Genomic DNA, 16,833 nt, shown 5'->3' on the forward strand with positions numbered 1-16,833 from the left:
ACGGCCTTAGGTTAACGTTATGACGATTCAGATTTCACAACGCCATATAATACGACGTGATAAATGGTTGGCATCCTGCCTTACTTGGGTGCCCATCCTACTTGCTCTAACGATTTGGGGAGTCTTCTCTGCTGGTATCGCCCGCGATTTGCCCATCGGTATCGTGGACATGCAGCACTCGCAGCTTTCACGTAAGCTGATTCAGTCCTTAGATACTTCTTCGACTTTGTCCGTGGATTACCATTACACCAGTACCACCGATGCAAAAAATGCCATGATTGAAGGTGGTATTTACGCTTACGCAGTCATTCCTCCTCAATTCGATCAAGATATTTTGCAGCATCGTCAGCCTCAGCTGTCTGTTTTCTTCAACAGCCAATATATTCTGGTAGCGAAGTTAATAAACTCGGCCGTTGCACAAGCGCAAGGCTATTTTGATGCTCAGGTGCAAACCATGGGTAATCTCGCCAAAGGCAATATCACTTCGCTTGCTGCTATCGGGCAGGCCGTGCCTGTTTCGACACAAATTACTGCGCTTTTTAATCGCAATACCAACTATGCACAGTTTCTGGTTACGGCTATCGTGCCCGCTATCTGGCAGATTTGCATCGTAGTAAGTACGATTTTAATTCTTGCTGCTCATTTTCGTATCTATGGCAGTAAAAATAAGTTCGAGTTTCTCGGCGAAAAACCTTGCTTACGACTGGCGTCAATTCTAAGCCATTACATTCCTGTATTTATGATCCAAGGCGCCCTTTACCTCTACTGGTTTTATGCTCTGCTTAACTGGCCAATGGAAGGCAACGTAGTAGTTATATTACTGGCGCAACTGGTGACGGTTATCGCCTGTATTATTATGGGTGCTCTGTTTTTCTTTCTGTCCATGGATCCCGCTCGCGCGATGAGTTTCGCTGGTGCGTTTACTGCGCCAAGTTTTGCCTTTATGGGCATTACTTTTCCAGTCACAGACATGAGCACGCTTGCTACAGCCTGGCGCTCTCTATTGCCAATCAGCCATTACATTGAAGTTCAAGTAGGCCAGGCAAGCTACGGTGCGCCAGCGGCTCAATCTCTGAGCTCACTTTGGACAATGATCGGTTACATCGTGCCGTTGCTACTCACTGCTACGTTAATTCACAAACACCGAAATGCCACAAGCCTTAATCAGGAGATCGCATGACGCTCTGGCAACTGATTAAAGCGGAAATTCGCTCAGTTTTTACCAACCCTGTCGTCACACTAACCGTCTTCGGTGGTGTGATATTTTATTCATTCCTATACCCACTGCCCTATACCCAGCAAACCCCACGAGAGCAGCCGATTACAGTTGTTAATTTGGATGGCAGCCAGACCAGTCTGAAATTAGAGCGTATGGTAGATGCGACACCTCAGGTAAAAATTGTATCCAGGCTACATACCATCGAAGAGGCCAAACAAGCCTTTTTGAACCGCGACATCACCGGTTTTTTAGTCATTCCCGAGCACTTTTATAAAGATTTGATGTTAGGTAAAAGCCCAACTCTTGCCTATGCCGCGGACGCTTCTTACTTTTTGGTATATGGCACAGTCGTAGAAGGTTTAGCGCAAGCTGGCGGGACGCTAGGTGCGCAGGTAAAAGTCAGTAAGCTAGTGATTGAAGGTGTGCCTTTGAGTATGGCCAGCCACAACTACTCGGCGATAAAACTTAATATGAAACCGACCTTTAACCCCACCATGGGTTATATCGAGTACGTGGTACCTGCGGTGTTCGTGCTGATTCTACAACAAACGTTGATCATGGCGGTTGGGTTGCAAACGGGATCACAGCGACATGGTCGAGGTTACTGGTCACAAGTAACAACGCCTTCATTACTGCTGGTAAGGACGCTTATCTTTGTCGCGATTTATTTCCTGCTTAGTACGTATTATTTTGGTGCCAGCTTTGAAAGGTTAAGCGTTAATCACATCGCTCAGGCAACTGAACTGCTTTCCTTGCTGGTTCCGTTTCTGTTGAGCTGCTGTGGTTTGGGTTTTTGGCTCGGTTACCTTTTACCACGCAGAGAACTGGTCACCTTAGTCGTATTGGTCAGCTCAATGCCACTTATCTTCCTTGCCGGTTTCATTTGGCCAGTAGAATCCATTCCTGCCCCCCTACTTTGGATAGCAGATTTGAGCCCAAGTACCTGGGCAATCAAGGGCTTTCTTGCTTTAAACCAGATGGGTGCAACATGGCAGCAAGTGGCTAAACACTGGACTGCCCTTTGGCTGCTAACAGTGTTCTGGGGGGGTATCGCGTATTGGATAGCTAGACGCCATTCAGCGCCCGTCGTGACTGAAAGTTAGAAACAACAAAGGAGCCTAAAAAGGCTCCCTTTGTATCACGTCTTATTGAGTAGTTGACTTACGCAACGTCTTCTATTGATTCAGCGTTTTCTACTGGCTCGAAGAACTCATCGTGCAGTGCACAAATTGCTCGCTGATACTCTTTATCACCCACAACAAATTGTACGTTAACATTTCGTAGTGATGAGTGTAGAGCAACTGGAGTAACACCATTATTCATTAGCGCCAGTACACCTTTCGCCAAGGTTTTGTTGGTGTCGATCTGAGAACCAATCGCCGAGATCAACGCGACCATACGGCCTTTGATTGATGCTTTCGGGTAACGTTTTTCCGCTTTATACAGAACTTTATTCAGGCTGTCCGCATTGCCGCCCAGGTAGTAAGTAATCGAGTTGGCGTTCATTTCTTTACCAACCAATGTCACATGGGCATCAAAGATGATTTCCATCAACTCATAACTCACGTTGTCTACTTTACCAACCATGGCTTGGTCAAACAGATGTAATGCAAACACTTTCTGCTTACCCGCAATGATCTCTACTTTGTCTTCCTCTGGACGGTAACCAGAAGAAATCAAAGTACCTTCATGTTCAGGTTCAAATGTGTTTTTAATTTGCAGTTCGATACCACTTTCGCGCAAACCCGCAGCAGCATTAGGGTGGATCGCTTCCATTCCCAGGTTAGCTAACTGGTCAGCCACATCGTAGTTAGTGCTGCCAATTGGCAATACTTTTTCAGGGCCAACAACGCGTGGGTCAGCAGAACTTAAGTGATATTCCTTATGGATGATCGCTAAATTCGCTTTAGTGATCGAAGCGACTCGGCTGAACGTCATCTCACTGTAGCCTCGGTCATAAGTATGCATTAAGCCTTCTTTACAATATGCATAACCAGTAACAATAGGCAGTTCTTTTGTGACATCGATGTCTGCAAACGCTTCACTAATCGATTCATCGAGCGTTCTCGGCTCTGTGGTATCCCAACCTGATAAATCAACGAACTTAGCGTTAATACCCATATTTTTCAGTTTCAGTGCGGTATTGTAAGCACTGTGCGCTTCGCCAATAGAAGAAAGAAACTCGCGAATTTGAGGCAAGTAGTGGCGCAGTGAAAACTGGCCGTACTGACAAGTCTCTAGGATATTAGCGATACAGTTTTTTGCTTCTGAGATACGAGATCGAATGAACTTATCCGCTCGCATTCGATTCATTGGATCGGCGAAAATATTTTCGTTGGTCAGTAACATACGGTTTTCTACGTATGCCAATGCTTCTTCCCATTTGTCGTCGCGCTTAGCAACCAGTTGGTAAACGCCCGCTTTGCTGGTTTTTTTACATTCTAATAGCGCGTCAGTCATACCACCGTAAGCCGATACAACAAAAACTCGGTTGTATGGTGTCTTGGGACGAAGAATAATATTGTCTAGAACAGCATCAAATGCTGTCATTGAAGTACCGCCGATTTTTTCTACGGTAAAAGTCATGTTAAGCCTTTTTTGATTGGTAACTTAAAAGTAATAACGAAGAGAGAATTGAAATGTGAGGTGGAAACCCACCTCACAGTGACTATTTAGTTTTAGTCAACAAGAGGGTACACGCCGTTCTCATCGTGTACTTCCGCACCTGTGATAGGTGGGTTGAATACGCACGCCATTACCATTTCTTTGTTTTTATATGCTCTGAGGTAGTGCTCGTCGTTTTTATCCAGAATGTACAGTGTACCTGGTTTGATTGGGTAGGTTTCACCGCCTACTACTTCAATCTCGCCTTCACCACTCATACAGAAAACTGACTCTAAGTGGTTTTTGTAGTGGATGTGCGTTTCCGTACCTTCGTAGATAGTTGTGATATGGAAAGAGAAGCCCATCTTGTCGTCTTTCAACAACATACGGACACTTTCCCAAGTATCTGAAACTACACGTCGCTCACTGTTGCGACACTCTTCGAGTGTTCTAACGATCATTATTAATTTTCCTTATTAAGATGCTTGTTTGAAGTGTTTCGCAGCAATAGTTTCTACTGCATTTTCAAAAATGCTTAGTCCTTGATCCAGCTCTGATTCACTAATCGTTAGTGGACAGAAGAATTTAACCACTTCGTCGTCAGGGCCAGCAGTCTCGATAACCATGCCACTTTCAAAACACGATTTGGCAATTTCTGATGCCAGGTCACCGCTGTTACACTCGATACCAACCATCATGCCGCGACCTTTTTTCTGCACGAACATTTGTGGGAATCGACGTACACAACGCTCAATAACGCCACTTACACTTTCTGAACACTGCTTAATGTGTGTTTCAAAGTCGTCGTTCGCCCAGTAAATTTCCAGCGCTTTAGCGGCAGTAATAAATGCATGGTTGTTGCCACGGAATGTACCGTTGTGCTCGCCTGGTTTCCATTGGTCAAGCTCAGGTTTAAGCAGCACAACCGCCATTGGTAAACCATAACCACCAATAGATTTCGACAAGGTTACGATATCTGGCTGAATACCTGATGGCTCAAAGCTAAAGAACGTACCCGTACGTCCACAACCAGCCTGAATATCATCGACAATCATAAGGATGTCGTTTGCTTTACAAATTTTGCTTAGACGTTGTAGCCACTCGTTTGAAGCGACATTCAAGCCACCCTCACCCTGTACCGTTTCAAGAAGTACAGCGGCAGGCTTGTCCATACCAGCAGAGTTGTCGTTTAGCATGGTTTCAAACAGCGCCAGACCATCAACGCCTGCGTAACCTTCAAACGGAATACGAGACACGTTGTGAAGGCTAGAACCATTACCTTGTCTATGGTGCTGGTTACCTGTTGCTGCCAATGCGCCAGCTGTACAGCCGTGGAAACCATTGGTGAAAGCGACAATGCTACTACGGCCCGTTACTTTTTTAGCCAGCTTAAGTGCTGCCTCAACAGCGTTAGTACCAGTAGGCCCAGTGAACTGAACTTTGTAATCCAGTTTTCTTGGCTTAAGAATGTAGTTGTCCAGAGCTTCAAGAAACGTTGCTTTCGCTTCTGAGTGCATGTCTAGACCATGTGTAATACCGTCCATTTCAATGTACTCAAGTAATGCTTGCTTAAGTACAGGGTTGTTATGGCCGTAATTTAGAGATCCCGCTCCAGCAAGGAAGTCTAAATAGCGTTCGCCCTGTTCTGTTTCCAGCCAGCAGCCTTTCGCTTTGCGAAATACGACTGGAAAATTGTTTGAATATGAGCGTACGTTGGATTCCTGCTTTTTGAAAATATCCATGATAAGACCGTTTTTTAATTCCTATAGTTAGAGGATTATTTTAGGGGAATGCGATACAAGTACTCTGTATCGTGTTTGCCTTTAAAGTGGGCTTCTTCATCCAAAAATGTGCTTACTTGGCCAGAATTGCCGTTCATCGCATCTAACTTTTTGAATAACGCCCAAGAGGCTTTGTTGTCTTCCGTGATAGTCGTTTCTACCATTTTCACGCTACTCAGACCTTCTCTGGTAAGAAGTTCTTTTAACATGCGAAACGCTAAACCGTGACCTCTGTAACGAGGTGAAACTGCAACCTGCCAGACAAATAACACTTCTGGTTCATCTGGTTTCTGATAGCCCGATATGAAACCGGCGATATCTTTATTGCTTTCAACCAGAATACTGGTTTTACTAAAATGTGTTGACTGAAGGAAATTGCAATAAGAAGAATTCATATCTAACGGTGGACAGTCTGCAATTAAGCTGTAGATGTCGTCACCATCAGAGATCTTAGGTTCACGAAAAATCCATTTGTTTCTTGTTTCCTCTTCAATTTCTGGATAGAGGACCCAAGGTGCTGATGTGATCATGTGAAAATTCATATCCTTTGAGGTCTAATTAATTTCGCTATTATTATGGGCACCTCTCGCCACCAAAAATCAAATATTCGCAGATTATAACCGCATTTATGTGATATAGATCACACTTTATAACCAATTAACCATATATTAAAATATTTGAGTTCTAATCTTCTCCAGAAGCTGTTAATGGCGCGGAAAAGCACAAATTAGCAAATATAATTTTGTACATGTCCTACTTTTCGAGAGAACATAAAGCCTACCAATGAATTAAGGCGTGCTTTTTGACCACTTCAACGCAAAAAAGCAATCAAACTCGTTTTTTGCTGAGCAATTAATCCAATCTTTCAAACAATTCTCCTAAGAATGCATCTCAACTCTGACCTTCACACCATCAATTTGGCATCTAAACATTTGACCTCTAAATTTAAGGTCAGGGTGATAGATCTCAAAAACTGGTTACGATGTAGACACAATATCTACATAAAAATGTCTCATAAACTTCAAACTTAATTTACGCTTGCGTTAACGGCCAAACAAAAGGCAAAATAAACACATTAACATTCTGTTTTTAAACAACAAAATAACCCAAGGCGCGTTACTAGCAATAAGCTCAATACAGTTGGAACCAAAATCATATTTACACCTAGTTCGTTGATATTTTTTCAAAAATTAATTAGAGTACAAAACGTTAGACACAAAAAAGGACGATTACATGGACCCCATACTGGAAGTTAAGGGACTTTATAAAGTGTTTGGTGAAAACCCAGAACGTGCTTTCTCACTTATCGACAAAGGTGTCGATAAAGACAACATTTTTGAGCAAACTGGTTTAACTGTCGGTGTAAACGATGTTTCTCTTACCATTAACGAAGGTGAAATTTTTGTAATTATGGGCCTTTCTGGCTCAGGTAAATCCACTCTTGTCCGTCTCCTAAACAGACTGATTGAACCAACCAAAGGGAGTGTTTTCCTTAAAGGTAAAGACATTGCCCACATCTCTGAAGACGAACTAAGAGAAGTCCGTCGTAACAACATCTCAATGGTTTTCCAAAGCTTCGCACTGATGCCACATATGACGGTGATTGAAAACGCAGCGTTTGGCCTTGAATTAGCTGGCGTTAGTGTGGAAAAACGGCATGCCAGTGCGCTTTCCGCTCTTGAACGAGTAGGGTTAGATACTTACGCTGAGTCATTTCCGGATGAACTGTCGGGCGGTATGAAGCAACGTGTAGGCTTAGCAAGAGCTCTTGCCTGTGACCCTGATATCCTTTTGATGGACGAGGCGTTCTCAGCCCTTGACCCATTAATTCGAACTGAAATGCAAGATGAGCTTATACGTTTACAGAACGACGATAAGCGAACAATCGTGTTCATTTCTCACGATCTTGACGAAGCGATGCGAATCGGTGACCGAATTGCGATCATGCAAAATGGTGCGGTTGTTCAAGTTGGTACACCGGATGAAATCCTTCACAACCCGGCTAACGACTATGTGGAAGCGTTCTTCCGCGGCGTAAACATAGCCAGTGTTTTGACGGTTAAAGATATCGCTCGTAAAAAGCCAGCAGCCGTGTTTAAAAAATCGGATAACGACGGTCCGGGATCTGCAATGCAGATACTCATGGACCATGATCGTGAATACGGTATTGTCATCGATAAATCCAGCCGCTACTCCGGCATTGTTTCGCTCGAATCATTACGTTCAGCGCATAAAGAGAATCGCTCTTTGGCCAGTGCACAGCTAGAGAACGATGTCACGCTCCAACCACACCAATCGATTAACGATATTTTGGGCGTGGTTGCAGACGTTCCTTATGCCGTACCTGTTGTCGATGAACAAGGTACTTACTTTGGCGTCGTGACGAAATCTCGTCTTCTGCAAACACTAGACAAGGAGTAAGGCAATGTCATCAGAAGAAACAAATAACGATCCATGGGCACAGCCTGCTCCTGCGCAAGATGATCCCTGGGGTCAAACTTCGGACGCAGCCACCAATAATGACTGGCTCAGCTCAGAAACCGTTGAACATGCACCGTTCGATATCATGAACCCATTTGAGGAAGCCGTACTTCCCCTCGATGACTGGGTAGAAACAGGGTTAAACTGGTTAGTGGAACACGGTCGCCCGGTTTTTCAGGCGATTCGAGTTCCTATTGACTTTATTTTGACCTCGTTTGAAACCACACTAGTGTCAACGCCAGCACCAATTATGGTACTGGTTCTGTTTCTACTCGCGTGGCAATTCTCTAACTTCAAGCTGGGTGTCTCGACTGCTTTATCTCTCATACTCATCGGATTGATTGGCGCGTGGTCACAAGCGATGACAACACTGGCTCTGGTATTAACAGCAGTATTCTTCTGTTTGTTAATCGGGTTGCCGTTAGGAATATGGCTAGCAAGAAGTAACACCGCAGCAAAATTTGTTAGGCCAATCTTAGATGCCATGCAAACCACGCCTGCGTTCGTTTATCTGGTACCTATCGTTATGCTGTTCGGTATCGGTAATGTGCCTGGTGTTGTGGTTACGATTATTTTCGCGCTTCCGCCCGTTGTTCGTTTGACCATTCTGGGCATTCAACAAGTGCCAGAAGAGCTGATCGAAGCAGGTCACTCTTTCGGGGCAAGCAAAAAACAGATGCTCTATCGCATCCAGTTGCCGTTGGCACTGCCAACCATCATGGCGGGTGTAAACCAAACTCTGATGCTTTCGCTCTCTATGGTGGTGATTGCCTCCATGATTGCTGTTGGAGGTTTGGGCCAAATGGTACTGCGTGGTATCGGGCGACTTGATATGGGCCTAGCAGCCGTTGGTGGTATCGGGATCGTAATCCTCGCAATTCTGTTAGACCGAATCACTCAGGTTTTAGGCGTAAATGCAGGTAATACCAAGCTGCGCTGGTATCACACAGGTCCTGTTTCATACCTATTAAAACTGAAAACGAACCAAGACGATAAAAAACTTAGGAGAAAAACGAATGAATAGTTCATGGAAGACAACCCTTTCAATTGGGGCACTAAGTACCATTGCTTTTTCGACAAGTGGTATTGCAGCGGATCTACCAGGTGAAGGTGTGACTGTTCAACCAGTACAATCAACCGTAGCAGAAGAGACGTTTCAAACCTTAATCGTGAATCGTGCGTTGGAAGAGCTTGGCTACGACGTCAAACCGACCAAAGAAGTGGACTACAACGTTGGTTACACTTCCATTGCTAAAGGCGATGCGACGTTCCTAGCTGTTGGCTGGTTCCCTCTTCACGCCGACAAGTACACCATGTCTGGTGGTGACGACAAATTCTATCGCAAAGGCCAGTACGTTAGCGGTGCGGCTCAAGGTTACTTGATCGACAAGAAAACCGCCGAAAAATACAACATTACCAATATCGGCCAGCTAAAAGATCCAAAACTGGCAAAACTGTTTGATGCCAACGGTGACGGCAAAGCCGATCTAACGGGTTGCAACCCAGGTTGGGGTTGTGAAATGGTGGTTGAACATCAACTGGATACTTTCAATCTTCGTGACACTGTCACACACAACCAAGGTAACTATGCAGCGATTATCGCGGACACCATTTCTCGTTACAAAAAAGGCGACCCAATTCTTTACTACACTTGGACACCATACTGGGTGAGTGGTGTGTTAGTTCCGGGTAAAGACGTCGTTTGGTTAGAAGTACCATTCTCTTCACTTCCTGGCGAGCGTGACGATATCGACACTACCCTGCCAAACGGTAAGAACTACGGTTTCGAAATGAACTCTATGCGCATCGTTGCGAATAAAGAGTTTACAGAGAAGAACCCAGCGGCTGCTAAGCTGTTTGAAATCATGAAGCTCAACATTAATGACGTGAGTGCACAAAACATGATGATGAGCCAAGGTAAAAACAGTACCGCGGATATCGAGTCTCATGTTAACGGCTGGATTAAAGCGCACCAAAAAATGTTCGATGGCTGGGTAGCCGAAGCTAAGAAAGCGGCGATGTAAACCATCAGATAACGACTTTTTGAGTGCTATCTAACAGCACAAATCACGATAATAAGAGCCATTGGTTGATCCAACTGGCTCTTATTTTTTGACCTTTCCAGCCTCAACATGCCACTCCCTACTTCTTCTAAGCCACTGAAACTGCATTTCTAAGATAAAATTCAGCTAAATTTCATTCCTTAAGAGTTTCTTAAGTTTCGCGTTTTATTTTGTTGGTGACTAAACAACAAATGGAAGCGCTAATGAAAAAACATGAACAGACTTCTATTCAGGGTTTTACTTTAGACATCGTAAGCCCTACTCATCCTCTTTGGCATGATGTGATCGAGCATGTTTCTCTGCGTTATCAAGAAGCATTTTTTGCCGAACTTAAAGTTTTCATGCCTGCGTATTTAACGCTCATCGATAACGACAATATTATTTCAGTTTGTGGGTTTCGTATTGCAGAGCAAGAGCCTCTGTTTCTCGAACAATATTTAGAGGACGAAGCGCAAAACCTTGTCTCAACCGTTTTTCAGTGTGACGTAAAACGATCCAATCTGGTTGAGTTTGGACACCTTGCCTCATTTGCGAAAGGCATGTCTGCCCTGCACTTTTACCTGATCGCTCAAATGCTGGTAGATCTCGGCTTTGAGTGGTGCATTTTCACCGCGACAGATCCTCTTCACGCCATGATGGCTCGTCTTGGATTAGAACCACAAACCCTTGCTCAAGCCGATCCAAACAAGGTTCCGGATTCACTGTCGACTTGGGGTTCTTACTACGATCATCAACCGCGTGTGCTCGCTGGAAACTTGCTCAAAGGGTTAGAGCGTCTTCGTTTGGTCCATGAACGCATAAGCAAACAAGCGTAGGTAAAATATGAATATTCTTTTCGATACTCTTAACCAGTTGGCTAGCACAAAACCCAATCACATTGCACTTGTTGGTACCGATGGACAGGGACAAAGCGTTCAATTTACGTATGCTGAAATGCAGGAGGAAATAGAACAGACCGCCGAATTATTGAAGGCTCTGGATATAGAAGCACTAGCACTACGTGCTGAGAACAGCGTGAACTGGGCCATTATCGATTTGGCGGCAATGGCAGCGAATATCGTCGTTGTCCCTATTCCTACTTTCTTTTCTAACGCACAAGTGGCGCACACGTTAAAAGAGTCTCGCGTAGACGCACTGATTGGCTCCTGGCAAGACGTTTCACTTCCAGCATCTATCGAGCCTCAAGCGAACCAGAATACAAGCACCAAAGTCGCTGGCTTGAATGTCTTACGCATAAAAGCGCAAGGCCCCACTTCTTATCTGGCAGGAACCGGGAAAATCACCTTCACGTCAGGTTCAACAGGTCAGCCAAAAGGTGTCTGTTTAAGTAATGACCATCTCTGCCAAGTGGCTCAATCGCTAGCAAAAAGTGTTGACGGTTTAGCCAAATCACATTTGGTTTTACTTCCTCTATCGACATTGCTGGAAAACATTACAGGGATTTATGTACCACTTTTATTGGGCGCGACTTCCTATATTCTGCCTGGTGGAAAAACCGGTTTGTTGGGCTCCAGTCAGTTCGACGCGGGATTGTTTGCCAAGGTGTTAGCAGAGATTAAGCCAGACAGCTTAGTACTCACTCCTGCGCTGTTGCTCGCGCTTATCCATATTGTCAGACAGCAGCCAGATCTTGCTGCTTCGCTGAAATTTGTCGCCGTTGGAGGAGCAAGAGTGTCGTCATCTCTGATTAACGCGGCTCACGCGCTGAACATTCCCGCATTTGAAGGCTACGGCTTATCGGAATGTGGCTCGGTCGTTTGTTTAAACACGCCTTTGTCTTTCAAAGCGGGGACGTGTGGAAAACCACTACCACATACACAAATCCGTATCGCAGAAGATGGCGAACTGCATGTTAAGGGCAACATCGCGCTGGGCTATTTAAATGAACCTTTTAGCCAAGAATGGCTCGCAACGGGCGACTTAGCGCAGCTTGATGAACAAGGGTTTGTCACCTTATCTGGTCGCAAGAAGAACCTTATCGTCACCGCTTATGGGCGAAATGTGTCACCTGAGTGGATTGAGTCTGAAGCATTGGCATTTCTGCCTAATGTTCCGCTCATTGTCACTGGTGACGGACGGCTTGCGTTGTGCGCCATTGTCGCCAGCAGCGATAACCTGGTAGAAAAAGTTTCTGCGTTAAACAGCACGCTGCCTGATTACGCGCGAATCCAGACTTTGCTGGTCATCAATAACCCTAGAGCCATCACAAGTTGGTACACCGAAAACGGCAAACTCAAACGCAGTGAAATCGAACACAGCGTTAATCAACTAATCACGAATACGAATCCAGAATTCATGCTGCAAGGTCAAAAGGTTCAAAAACTTGACCTGCCTTTACCGCAGCCCATCGCATCTTAAGGAGAAGGTTATGACCCTTTTTTTCGAACAACTAAAACAACAAACTTCGACAGCTCAAAAAGTTATGCTTAGTGCACCAGTGATTGCTGACGTGCAACAAGGTCAAATTTCTAAGCAGATGTATATTGCCTTTCTTACGCAGGCTTATCATCACGTTAAACACACCGTGCCACTACTGATGGCTTGCGGAGGCAGACTATCTTCTGAGTATGAATGGGTTCGTGAAGCCATTGCTGAATATATTGAGGAAGAGAAAGGCCACCAAGAATGGATTCTCAATGATATCCAAGCCTGTGGCGGTAACACCGACGCTGTGCGCAACAATCAGGAAGAAGGCCGAGTCGGACAAGCAATCGAGTTGATGGTGTCTTACCTCTACCACAACATTGATCGAAATAACCCATTAGCCCTGTTTGGCATGGTTTGGGTTCTTGAGGGTACAAGTGTTGGCATCGGCGGGCAGATGGCAGAAAAAATCCAGTCTGTGCTGGGCCTTCCTCCTTCTGCAATGACCTATCTCGTTTCCCATAGCATGTTGGATCAGGATCACCTGCAGTTTTTTGAGTCTTTGATGAACAAAATCACCAAAGAGGAAGATCAGCAAGTCATCATCGACTCAGCAAACATGGTGTTTTCTCTTTATGGCCAGATGCTTAGAGCATTACCACCTTACTCGAATCAGCAAGCAGCGTGAGGTAAACAATGAACATCAAAGACAGCAAAATTCTACTCACTGGCGCAACTGGTGGGATTGGTCAGTCTATTGCGACCGAGTTAGCCAATCGCGGTGCGACATTGATTTTAGTTGCAAGAAATGAAGAAAAGCTAAACGCGCTGAAGGCTTCGCTAGTCAATCCAGAATCCCACGACGTGTTAGTCGCAGACATTACCACTACCGATGGGCTGAATGCCGTACGAGAACTAGCCCGACAAAAACAAAAAGTGGATGCGCTAATCAATAACGCCGGATGTAACGACTTCTCTTTATTAAGTCAAAAACGTCCGACACAGATTGAAGCGGATATTCAACTCAACTTGGTCGCACCTATACTGCTTTGCCAGTCTGCACTCTCCTGGCTAAAACAACCGGGTATTATCCTCAACATTGGTTCCACATTCGGCTCTATTGGTTATCCAGGTTACACCTCTTATTGCGCGGCAAAAGCGGGACTGCACCGTTTCACTGAAGCGCTGGATCGTGAGTTGTTTGCGACTGGCATTCGGGCTTTGTACCTAGCGCCCAGAGCCACCGAGACCTCATTAAACAGCGATACCGTTAATGAACTGAACCAGAAACTAGGGAACAAAACCGATTCACCACAGGTGGTCGCCGAACATGTCGTTACCATGCTGGAGAAAGAGATTTCAGCGAAATGGATCGGCTGGCCCGAAAAGCTGTTTGCTCGCATTAATCAACTGCTACCCACCGTCGTTTCATCGGCGATTAGAAAACAGCAAGAAACCATCCATCAGTACGTAAACCGCGTTAGCCATTAAAAGGACAGAAACGATGAATACCAAACAAATCCTATGCACATTAACTGTATGTTCAGCGTTAGCCTCAACCGCGGCGTTGGCAGGAAACACCCCACTCCAAGATGTGCAAAAGAAATGGGCAGAATGCCAGTACAGCACGCCTAGCGGTGATGAAAAAGAATATTGCTTTAACCGTGCGATTGCCAAAACCAGTATTTACTTGGACAGAGAACCAGGTAACCCAGAGCTGACCGTTTGGCTGGCTATCAATAAAGCGTCTCTTGCTGGCGCTAAAGGTGGCTTGGGTGCACTGTCTTTAGCCAAAGAAGCCAAGTCTCTGCTTGAGCAAGTCATTAAAACCTCGCCAGAAACTCTGGGTGGATCAGCTTACACCAGCCTAGGTTCGCTGTATTATAAGGTTCCCGGATGGCCAATTGGCTTTGGTGATGATGATAAAGCAGAACAAATGTTGAAAAAAGCTTTAGAGATCAACCCAAACGGTATCGATCCGAACTATTTTTACGGTGATTTCCTTGCAGAGGAAGGACGAGATCAAGAAGCAAAAGTGTATCTGACTCAAGCGATGAAAGCCTCTCCTCGACCTGACCGACCTTTAGCGGATAAAGGCAGAAAACAGGAAATTGAAGCAACGCTAGGGAGACTAAAATAATTTATGCGCTTATTACTGGTAGAAGATGACAAGCTACTCGGACAATCTATGGTGACTTCTCTCAGTCGCCATGGATATACCGTAGACTGGCTGGAAAAAGGGGCTGCGGTGACTAGCGCGCTAAAAACAGAAGCATTCACTGCTGTTATTTTAGACCTCACCTTACCCGATATAGATGGATTAGAGGTGCTACGTAATGTTCGAAAAAGTGGGTATAAGCTACCAGTGATGATACTCACGGCAAGAGATGACATCCGCGATCGTGTTCAAGGCCTGGACAGCGGCGCAGATGATTACCTCGGAAAACCCTTTGCTCTTGAAGAATTACTCGCCAGATTGCGTGTCGTGATTCGACGCCAATCTGGAAGTGCTGATGAACTTATTCAAGTTGGATTATTATCACTTTCTCTGTCTGAACAGAATATTCGTTATGACGGTGTGCCACTGAAACTCACCCGCAACGAATTTAAAATTCTAACGAGTTTGATCACTAATGCAGGGCGAGTACAAAGCAAAGAGCAATTGCAGCAATTTCTGCACGGCTGGGATGAAGGTGCGAGTGACAACGCCATTGAAGTACACATACATAACTTACGAAAAAAAGCGCCGAAAGTAGTCATTAAAAATATTCGTGGTGTGGGGTACATTCTTGAAAAGTAACAAGCCATACTCTCTTAAACGTCAGCTTACCATCTCCGTTTCTATCCTAGTCTCAACGCTGCTGCTGATATCGTTATTTTTCAGCTTTCAATCTGCCAAGCATGAAGTGGAAGAGGTCTATGATGCAAGGCTCGGGCAATCCGCAAAATTGATGTTCCTCACCCTTTCAGTATCGAAGGAAGAGAGCACGCTTACTAACCATAGAGAATTATTCCAGCAATGGATGGAGAACATCGAGCAATTAGCCAAAGGAGGTCGTGATGAAGCCACAACATTCGGCCATCCCTACGAGCAAAACCTCGTGTTCCAGTTTTTCAGGAATGATGAACTCATTTGGAGTTCGTCCCCCAGCCTACCTCCGCTTTCGTCTTCATCAAATAACAACGGCTACTTTGACATTAAAGTAAACAGCACAGCGTGGAGAACCTTCCAGCTCTCTTTCCCGCATACTATCCATAACAATGAATATGTCGTAGTCGCTGAGAAACAGAAAATAAGACAAGAGATCATTCGTGAAATTGCTCTGTCGACATTAATTGAACAGATATTGCTGATCCCAACGTTATTGCTCCTGTTAATCTGGTTGATTCAGCGTTACTTTCGCCCAATTAACGAACTCCGCAGCGCTATCACACAAAGAAATGTACATCGTCTGGACCGAATTCATGTTAAAGATAACACCGTCGAACTGGATCCTTTGGTTGCAGCGCTAAACACATTGCTGTCTGAACTTGAACAAGCTTGGCTACGTGAAAAGCGCTTTACTCGCGCCGCAGCCCACGAACTAAAAACGCCGCTCACAATACTCCGTCTAAACGCGGAGAATGCACTGCAAAGTAATGACCCTGACCAGCAACGCGGTGATTTAGAGAATATCCTCAAAGGTATAAAACGCACGGATCGCCTGATTCATCAACTGCTTACCTTAGCGAAAGTAGACAGTCTCTCAGAGCGTGCCTTTAATACTGTTGAGTTGACTCCTCTGCTACAAACGGTAGTTGCCGAACTGGCCCCGTTAGCATTGAGACAAGAGCAAGACATCAGCCTATTCTCAGCTGACGTTCAGTTGTCAGGCGATCCGATATTACTTGGTGTTCTTTTCCGTAACCTGATCGACAACGCCATTCGATATTCTGGCGCGAAGAGTGAAATCCAAGTGCAAGTTTCACAGAATCGGAATGCCATCAAAGTATCAGTATCCGATACAGGACCAGAAATCCCACAAGAAACTCGTGAAAGAATTTTTGAGCAATTTTATCGTGGTCGTTCAGAAACCGGTGATGGTGCTGGTCTCGGTATGTCAATTTGCAAAGACATTGCATTGCTGCACAATGCCACTATTGAGGTTACTCCTCGGGAAAACGGGATGAATACATTTGTGATCTCATTCCCTAGTACCTAACAAACCAACCACCCGCGCCAAGTTGCACATAGCCTGCGCGGTTATTGACCTAATTATCAGTGACGCCCGTCGCATTCCCCAGCAAAAGCCAAAATACTTCTCCCATGACCGATAGATAA

At 45.0% G+C, this 16,833-nt stretch carries 16 protein-coding genes; 12 read left to right on the forward strand and 4 right to left on the reverse strand.

What is annotated here, in order from left to right; translation table 11 throughout:
- The first annotated feature begins 19 nt into the window (after positions 1-19).
- Positions 20-1,180: an ABC transporter permease gene (locus tag OO774_RS08930; RefSeq protein ID WP_264901669.1), complete on the forward strand. Its 1,161-nt coding sequence runs from the start codon at positions 20-22 to the stop codon at positions 1,178-1,180.
- On the forward strand, positions 1,177-2,322 hold the full coding sequence (locus OO774_RS08935) for an ABC transporter permease (RefSeq protein WP_264901671.1): 1,146 nt from the start codon (positions 1,177-1,179) through the stop codon (positions 2,320-2,322). Before OO774_RS08930 ends, OO774_RS08935 begins: the two co-directional genes overlap by 4 nt.
- Positions 2,323-2,380: 58 nt before the next feature.
- On the opposite strand, the gene OO774_RS08940 is transcribed toward OO774_RS08935, so the two are convergent.
- From OO774_RS08940 to ectA, 4 genes are all read right to left on the reverse strand, one after another.
- A complete protein-coding gene (locus OO774_RS08940) occupies positions 2,381-3,805 on the reverse strand; it encodes an aspartate kinase (RefSeq protein WP_264901673.1) in 1,425 nt (474 codons plus the stop codon).
- 92 nt (positions 3,806-3,897) lie between these two features.
- The gene (locus OO774_RS08945; RefSeq protein ID WP_020336355.1) at positions 3,898-4,284 is read right to left on the reverse strand and encodes an ectoine synthase; all 387 of its coding nucleotides are present in this window, start codon (positions 4,282-4,284) and stop codon (positions 3,898-3,900) included.
- Between the two features lie 15 nt (positions 4,285-4,299).
- A complete protein-coding gene (ectB, locus tag OO774_RS08950; protein ID WP_264901676.1) occupies positions 4,300-5,565 on the reverse strand; it encodes a diaminobutyrate--2-oxoglutarate transaminase in 1,266 nt (421 codons plus the stop codon).
- A 35-nt stretch (positions 5,566-5,600) separates the two neighbouring features.
- The gene (ectA, locus tag OO774_RS08955) at positions 5,601-6,134 is read right to left on the reverse strand and encodes a diaminobutyrate acetyltransferase (protein ID WP_264901678.1); all 534 of its coding nucleotides are present in this window, start codon (positions 6,132-6,134) and stop codon (positions 5,601-5,603) included.
- Positions 6,135-6,837: 703 nt separating this feature from the next.
- Here ectA and proV point away from each other — a divergent pair.
- The 10 genes from proV to OO774_RS09005 all read left to right on the forward strand — a co-directional run bounded on the left by proV (position 6,838) and on the right by OO774_RS09005 (position 16,714).
- The gene (proV, locus tag OO774_RS08960; protein ID WP_264901680.1) at positions 6,838-8,025 is read left to right on the forward strand and encodes a glycine betaine/L-proline ABC transporter ATP-binding protein ProV; all 1,188 of its coding nucleotides are present in this window, start codon (positions 6,838-6,840) and stop codon (positions 8,023-8,025) included.
- 4 nt (positions 8,026-8,029) lie between these two features.
- The gene (gene proW / locus OO774_RS08965; protein ID WP_264901683.1) at positions 8,030-9,109 is read left to right on the forward strand and encodes a glycine betaine/L-proline ABC transporter permease ProW; all 1,080 of its coding nucleotides are present in this window, start codon (positions 8,030-8,032) and stop codon (positions 9,107-9,109) included.
- The gene (gene proX, locus OO774_RS08970) at positions 9,102-10,109 is read left to right on the forward strand and encodes a glycine betaine/L-proline ABC transporter substrate-binding protein ProX (RefSeq protein ID WP_264901685.1); all 1,008 of its coding nucleotides are present in this window, start codon (positions 9,102-9,104) and stop codon (positions 10,107-10,109) included. The genes proW and proX overlap by 8 nt, the downstream gene beginning before the upstream one ends.
- Before the next feature lie 242 nt (positions 10,110-10,351).
- Entirely contained in the window at positions 10,352-10,963 is a 612-nt protein-coding gene (locus tag OO774_RS08975; protein WP_264901686.1) for a thermostable hemolysin, read from the forward strand.
- Positions 10,964-10,970: 7 nt separating this feature from the next.
- Entirely contained in the window at positions 10,971-12,506 is a 1,536-nt protein-coding gene (locus tag OO774_RS08980) for an AMP-binding protein (protein WP_264901688.1), read from the forward strand.
- A gap of 10 nt (positions 12,507-12,516) precedes the next feature.
- Complete coding sequence (locus OO774_RS08985; RefSeq protein ID WP_264901690.1) at positions 12,517-13,200, forward strand: iron-containing redox enzyme family protein; 684 nt, start codon at positions 12,517-12,519, stop codon at positions 13,198-13,200.
- Between the two features lie 8 nt (positions 13,201-13,208).
- On the forward strand, positions 13,209-14,003 hold the full coding sequence (locus OO774_RS08990) for an SDR family oxidoreductase (RefSeq protein ID WP_264901692.1): 795 nt from the start codon (positions 13,209-13,211) through the stop codon (positions 14,001-14,003).
- 13 nt (positions 14,004-14,016) lie between these two features.
- Positions 14,017-14,652, forward strand: coding sequence for a hypothetical protein (locus OO774_RS08995; protein ID WP_264901694.1), 636 nt, complete (start codon positions 14,017-14,019; stop codon positions 14,650-14,652).
- Positions 14,653-14,655: 3 nt separating this feature from the next.
- Positions 14,656-15,312 carry a response regulator gene (locus tag OO774_RS09000; RefSeq protein ID WP_264901695.1) on the forward strand — a complete coding sequence of 219 codons (657 nt, stop codon included), beginning with the start codon at positions 14,656-14,658 and terminating at the stop codon, positions 15,310-15,312.
- Positions 15,302-16,714, forward strand: coding sequence for an ATP-binding protein (locus OO774_RS09005; RefSeq protein WP_264901697.1), 1,413 nt, complete (start codon positions 15,302-15,304; stop codon positions 16,712-16,714). Before OO774_RS09000 ends, OO774_RS09005 begins: the two co-directional genes overlap by 11 nt.
- Positions 16,715-16,833 lie beyond the last annotated feature (119 nt).

Source organism: Vibrio sp. STUT-A11, assembly GCF_026000435.1.
GTDB lineage: Bacteria > Pseudomonadota > Gammaproteobacteria > Enterobacterales > Vibrionaceae > Vibrio.

Bases quoted from the DNA above. Each gene is read 5' to 3' on its own strand.
- OO774_RS08930 (WP_264901669.1), top strand. From the start codon at position 20: ATGACGATTCAGATTTCACAACGCCATATAATACGACGTGATAAATGG.
- OO774_RS08935 (WP_264901671.1), top strand. From the start codon at position 1,177: ATGACGCTCTGGCAACTGATTAAAGCGGAAATTCGCTCAGTTTTTACC.
- OO774_RS08940 (WP_264901673.1), bottom strand. From the start codon at position 3,805: ATGACTTTTACCGTAGAAAAAATCGGCGGTACTTCAATGACAGCATTT.
- OO774_RS08945 (WP_020336355.1), bottom strand. From the start codon at position 4,284: ATGATCGTTAGAACACTCGAAGAGTGTCGCAACAGTGAGCGACGTGTA.
- ectB (WP_264901676.1), bottom strand. From the start codon at position 5,565: ATGGATATTTTCAAAAAGCAGGAATCCAACGTACGCTCATATTCAAAC.
- ectA (WP_264901678.1), bottom strand. From the start codon at position 6,134: ATGATCACATCAGCACCTTGGGTCCTCTATCCAGAAATTGAAGAGGAA.
- proV (WP_264901680.1), top strand. From the start codon at position 6,838: ATGGACCCCATACTGGAAGTTAAGGGACTTTATAAAGTGTTTGGTGAA.
- proW (WP_264901683.1), top strand. From the start codon at position 8,030: ATGTCATCAGAAGAAACAAATAACGATCCATGGGCACAGCCTGCTCCT.
- proX (WP_264901685.1), top strand. From the start codon at position 9,102: ATGAATAGTTCATGGAAGACAACCCTTTCAATTGGGGCACTAAGTACC.
- OO774_RS08975 (WP_264901686.1), top strand. From the start codon at position 10,352: ATGAAAAAACATGAACAGACTTCTATTCAGGGTTTTACTTTAGACATC.
- OO774_RS08980 (WP_264901688.1), top strand. From the start codon at position 10,971: ATGAATATTCTTTTCGATACTCTTAACCAGTTGGCTAGCACAAAACCC.
- OO774_RS08985 (WP_264901690.1), top strand. From the start codon at position 12,517: ATGACCCTTTTTTTCGAACAACTAAAACAACAAACTTCGACAGCTCAA.
- OO774_RS08990 (WP_264901692.1), top strand. From the start codon at position 13,209: ATGAACATCAAAGACAGCAAAATTCTACTCACTGGCGCAACTGGTGGG.
- OO774_RS08995 (WP_264901694.1), top strand. From the start codon at position 14,017: ATGAATACCAAACAAATCCTATGCACATTAACTGTATGTTCAGCGTTA.
- OO774_RS09000 (WP_264901695.1), top strand. From the start codon at position 14,656: ATGCGCTTATTACTGGTAGAAGATGACAAGCTACTCGGACAATCTATG.